This window comes from Arthrobacter sp. Hiyo1 (genome assembly GCF_001263615.2).
In the GTDB taxonomy this organism is placed as follows: Bacteria; Actinomycetota; Actinomycetes; order Actinomycetales; family Micrococcaceae; genus Arthrobacter.
This window is the reverse complement of sequence record NZ_DF952473.1, coordinates 94585-99476: the sequence shown is the minus strand read 5'-3', so window position 1 is coordinate 99476 and position 4892 is coordinate 94585. Positions and strand designations below refer to the sequence as shown.

General features: G+C 63.8%; 5 protein-coding genes and 1 pseudogene. 1 reads left to right on the top strand and 5 read right to left on the bottom strand.

The genetic code is table 11. The annotated features are described in order from the left end of the window. Nucleotides 1-205: 205 nt before the first annotated feature. The 5 genes and pseudogenes from AHiyo1_RS15990 to AHiyo1_RS15980 all read right to left on the bottom strand — a co-directional run bounded on the left by AHiyo1_RS15990 (nt 206) and on the right by AHiyo1_RS15980 (nt 3764). Nucleotides 206-1093, bottom strand: a pseudogene (locus tag AHiyo1_RS15990) (helix-turn-helix transcriptional regulator). Nucleotides 1094-1209: 116 nt separating this feature from the next. Continuing rightward, nucleotides 1210-1362: a hypothetical protein gene (locus AHiyo1_RS24845; RefSeq protein ID WP_172465612.1), complete on the bottom strand. Its 153-nt coding sequence runs from the start codon at nt 1360-1362 to the stop codon at nt 1210-1212. Nucleotides 1363-1451: 89 nt separating this feature from the next. Continuing rightward, nucleotides 1452-1814, bottom strand: a complete 363-nt coding sequence (locus AHiyo1_RS27010; RefSeq protein ID WP_253257391.1) for a class II glutamine amidotransferase — start codon at nt 1812-1814, stop codon at nt 1452-1454. 83 nt (nt 1815-1897) lie between these two features. Next, nucleotides 1898-2317, bottom strand: a complete 420-nt coding sequence (locus AHiyo1_RS27005; protein ID WP_253257390.1) for a class II glutamine amidotransferase — start codon at nt 2315-2317, stop codon at nt 1898-1900. 46 nt (nt 2318-2363) lie between these two features. Beyond that, entirely contained in the window at nt 2364-3764 is a 1401-nt protein-coding gene (locus AHiyo1_RS15980; protein WP_059389214.1) for a glutamate decarboxylase, read from the bottom strand. A 213-nt stretch (nt 3765-3977) separates the two neighbouring features. Between AHiyo1_RS15980 and AHiyo1_RS15975 the strand changes: the two genes are divergently transcribed. Beyond that, the coding region (locus AHiyo1_RS15975; protein ID WP_253257389.1) for a protease pro-enzyme activation domain-containing protein at nt 3978-4892 on the top strand (915 nt) is incomplete at its 3' end.

Below are 4892 nucleotides of genomic sequence, written 5' to 3'. Positions count from 1 at the left end.
GCCGCCGAGCGCGCCAACGAAGTCTCGCAGGACAGGTTGCGGCGGGCAGAAGAGTTTGGACCCGGATGCCGGCAACCGCTCGGATCCGGATAGTGCGGGTAGCCGTCGGGACCGGGACGACGACGGCGGCCGTCGGGAGCGGGACGACGACCGAGGCGACGGGGAGGGACGCCTGGACCCGAGACCATAGGCTAACCGGTTGCGATCACGCCCCACCTGCCGTAGGTGCGGCTTGAGGTTGCTCCGCCACTTCCTGGGTGGCTGCCCAGCTCGCGAGGAGGCGCAGGGCGTCTGCAGAGGGGGAGCCAGGTTCTGCAGGGTAGATGAACAGCGAGAGGCCGGTGTCCGCCGACAATTCCATTGCCTCGAAAAGTAGGCGGAGTTCACCCACCACGGGTGGTGGAAATGCTTGAAACCGCTGTAGTGGCGGCGCACGTTGTGCGCGGCCCAGCGAGTGCGGAATTCATCGCTTCGGGTGGAAAGCTCTCCTACAAGGTCGCTCAGCCCGCGGTCGAAGGGGTCGCGGCCGGCCTCGGTGCGGAGGATGGCAACCATATTGTTGGCGGCGAGTTCCCAATCCGGGAAGAACCGCCGGGCCCGTTCTTCATCCAGGAATATGAAGCGTGCGTAGTTGGCGGGCCGGACTGGGTTGACGTACATCTCGGAATGCAAAGCAAGGCCGAGTTTGTTGGCGGCAAGGATGTCCATGCGGGCGTTGCGGACGAATGCCGGCGCGTCAGTAATGGCGTCAAGGGCGAACTGCACACTTGGCCGGACCTGCTGTGGTGCGGATCGACGCTGCCTCTTGCTTGTTCCGGCGGTACGCGCCAGATCGAACAGGTGCGCACTCTCAGCCTCGTCGAGTTGGAGGGCCCTCGCCAGTGCCTCCAAGACGCTCTCCGACACTCCCGCAAGGTTCCCGCGTTCGAGCCGGGTGTAATACTCAACGCTCACTCCGGCGAGGGTCGCGACTTCGCCGCGACGGAGCCTGGTACTCGCCGATTGCCGCCCGACGTCGCAGCCCTGCCTGTTCGGGGGTGATCTTCGCGCGCCGGGACGCAAGGAAGTCGCGAGCGTCGTTGCGGTTGTCCATGCGATCAACGATAGTGACCTCGTAGCGCCCTGAGGGAGTCCCTGACAGTACCTCTATTAACGACACCTCCCGGCAGCGGTGAGGACCCCGACGTCGTCCGGGATCCGGGCGTCGTGCTAGAAAATATGGAAATCGCCCGCATCGGCGTTCGCGGACGGATAGACCACGGGTTCCCGCCCCAACTCCAGCAGGACGTCGTTGATGCTCATTTGCCCGTCGAGTTGGACGGCCGGGACGAAGGCGGTTTCGGATTCGACTTCAGCGGTCATGGATCGATCTTATGTGCGGCAGGGCCCACGGGCGCGATGAACACGCGAGCTCCAGGCTAAGTCGCCGGGCGACGTTTTGTGTTCGAGGATCACGGTTTCTGGGATGCGGCCGCGGAGGGGGAGAGATCGGCCAGCGTAAGGGGATGTGCGGGAGCCTCCGGGAAGGGGTGGCTGATGGTCACAGCCAGATCCGGACTGACGTGGACCAGGGCACCACCGGGAAGCGCTCTCCACTCGGGGTTGTCATCCATAGGCTCGGTGGCGATGAGGACGTGTCCTGCACGCGAGGCCTCCCTACTGTGGGCGCGGATCCTGGAGCTCCGCGCGTCCAGGGGAGCCGCCTCGGCCGAGCGGGCAGGAAGCCGTTCCAGAATGTGAAGCTCATGCGTGTCCGGATACCTGACTGCCCAAACGTCGCTCGCCGTCGTCAGGATGAGGTTCAAGCTGAACACCGGCAGTTCCTTGGCGATCCAGCTGATCGCTCGGATGATACCTTCGCCGACGTCGCCATCCGCTCTTCTGCTCTCCGCGGTGATCAAGCGAAGAGGCGCTCACTGTCTGTTTGGCCCTTCACCAGATCCGCGACACCGGACTCCGCCAGCCGCTGGTCCAACCGCTCAAGATCGCCGAAGGCACCGTTGTGGGCGAACAACCTCCCGTCCTGCTCGAAAGCGTGCGTGTTGACCATGGTGTGCGCGCCGGTGCTGGCATATCGCACATGGGCCAGGAATGTCGTGCTCTTCAGGACCCGTGCTTCACGTGCAAAGGCGTGGTCCTCCCATGCGGCGAGTGGCTGCTTGGCGACATGGGCCTTGCCGTCACCGTCAAAGGTGCCTATGCCGGCGCCGTCGGGCTCGCGCCGGCTCTGGTCAGCGAGGCTGTCCGGGGCGTCCAAAAGCCAGAAAGTGGCCCGGACTGCTTGCGAACCGGCATGCAAGCCGAACAATCGGCACATGGCACGCATCCTTCCTTCAATCGTCTGGCGGCGAAGCTGCTGCTGGCTAGTGGTGGAACGCCTGGGTCTGCCCACCGGCGGGCATCGGTGCCGTGAGGCCGTCCAGGTAGGCGACTTCTTTCTTGAGATCGGCCAGGAAACTGGATGCGAGGTCGCGGGTGAATCCGTTGCGGACAACGATCCGTTGGACTGTGATCTCGCTCAATCCTTCCGGCATGGGGTAGGCGGGGACGAGCCACCCATTCATCCGCAGCCTTTCGGACAAGTGGTGAAGGTTCCACCTCTCGGTGTAGCCGTCGGTGAGTTGCCAGGCAAAGACAGGAATGTCGGATCCGTCGCTCCACAAAGTAAACGCCTCCATTGCCCCTATTTCACTGGAGAGATAGAGTGCCACGTCCCGGGAGGTTGCCTGGACGGATTTGTATCCCTCGTATCCGAGCCGGAGGAACAGGTAGTACTGAAGGAGCACCTGGGCGCCGGGGCGTGAGAAGTTCAGGGCGAAGCTCGGCATGTTCCCGCCCAGGTAACTGACATGGAAAATCAGGTCCTCGGGGAGTGCCTGCTCGTCACGCCAGATAATCCAGCCGAGGCCGGGGTAGACCAAGCCGTACTTGTGGCCGGAGGTGTTGATCGAGGCAACCCGCGGCAGGCGGAAGTCCCAGACGGTCTCCCGTTGCAGGAAAGGTGCAACCATGGCTCCGGAGGCGCCGTCGACGTGGATCGGAATATCAAGGCCCCGCTTTGCCTGGATCTCGTCCAACGCCGCCGAGATCTTCTCGACGGGTTCATAGACCCCCGTGTAGGTCACGCCCATGATCGCGACAACGCCGATGGTGTTCGCATCGACGTACTTGTCCAGCTCGTAGCCGTCCAGCATTTGGTGTTCCTGCGACACCGGAACGAAGCGGGCCTCCACGTCCCAGTAGTTGCAGAACTTCTCCCAGCACACTTGGACGGCCGAGCTGAGGACCAGGTTGGGTTTGTCCGTGGACAGGCCGGCCGCCCTCCGTGCGTGCTGCCAGCGACGTTTCAAGGCCAGGCCGCCCAGCATGCACGCCTCGGAAGAACCGATCGTTGAGGTCCCGACTGACTTGGCGGGATCGGGTGCGTTCCACAAGTCTGCGAGCATCCGCCAGCAACGGGTTTCGATCAACGCCGTCTGCGGGTACTCGTCCTTGTCGATCATGTTCTTGTCGAACGTCTCGGCGTACAGCTTCGACGCTTCCGGTTCCATCCACGTTCCAACGAATGTTGCCAGGTTCAAGCGGGAGTTGCCGTCCAACATGGCTTCGTCGTGGACAACCTGATAGGCGGTCGACGGAAGGGACTCACCGTCCGGAATGGTGAACCGTGGAAAAATACTGGATTCTCCGGGTCGGCTGAAGACGGGGTTCAGCTCTACTGCAGTGTCGGGTTCATGGGCTGATGTTCGGTGTGACCTATTGATGGTTCGCTCCTTTGACTCGCCGCTGCGGTGGCATGGCCCGCCAAGGCCCCACGCTACCGCGTGCGTACGCCGTACCCAAGCACTTTCGGGAGCCGCCATCGTTCAGATCGTCGCAGCCTGTGGCCTTCCAGGCCATGGTGCCAAAGTGACTCCTGGTGCATAATCGCAGGGGACGGAGCTCTGTCACCGTGAGGCTAGGAGGCACCAATGTCGATGCAGGACACTCCAGAAGATCGTCGGCCGGGGGAGACGCAAAGCGTTCCGCTACCAGGATCGGACAGGGCTCCCGCCCCGGGCCTCCGGGACATTCTCGGCCCTGTCGATCCTTCCCATCGGATCGAAGCGACAGTCATCCTGAGGCGCCAGGAAGAAATGCCCGAGGTGCCGTCCGCTGTGCTTTCGCGGGACGAACTTGCCTCCCGATACGGCGCATCGGCCGCAGACCTGGATCTTGCTGTAGGCACTTTCACCAACCTTGGTCTCGACGTCGTGGAGTCGGACGCGGCCAGCCGCAGGATTCGGCTGGCCGGAACCGTGGAGCAGATGAGCAGCATTTTCGGGACATCCCTGGACGAGCTGACCAGCCGAAGCCCGGACGGTACCGCTATCACCCACCGGCACCGCACCGGAGGCCTCCACGTCCCTGCGGCCCTCGACGGCGTCATCGTTGCCGTCCTCGGCCTTGACGACCGGCCGCAGGCCCGCGCCCAATTCCGCGCCATTCCCCTCGCTGCGGCCGCTGCGAGCTACACCCCGCCGCAGCTGGGAAGGATCTACAATTTCCCTGCGGGAACGGACGGGACGGGCCAAACCGTTGCCATCCTCGAGCTGGGTGGCGGCTACGGGCAGCAAGACCTTGACACGTACTTCCTGGGCCTTGGTATCCCCACGCCAAGCGTCACCGCAGTAGGAGTCGACGGCGGGGCGAACCAGCCGGGGCAGGATCCGTCGGGCGCCGACGGGGAAGTCCTGCTGGACATCGAGGTGGTCGGCGCTTGGCGCCAAAGGCCAACATATTGGTCTATTTCGCCCCCAACACCGACGCCGGCTTCCTGGATGCGATTATCGCTGCCTCGCATGCAACCCCGACGCCGGCCGCGATCAGCATCAGCTGGGGCCAGAGCGAAG

What these genes read in the sequence shown, in the direction of transcription:
- AHiyo1_RS24845 (WP_172465612.1), bottom strand. Translation starts at nt 1,362, where the DNA reads ATGACCGCTGAAGTCGAATCCGAAACCGCCTTCGTCCCGGCCGTCCAA.
- AHiyo1_RS27005 (WP_253257390.1), bottom strand. Translation starts at nt 2,317, where the DNA reads ATGTGCCGATTGTTCGGCTTGCATGCCGGTTCGCAAGCAGTCCGGGCC.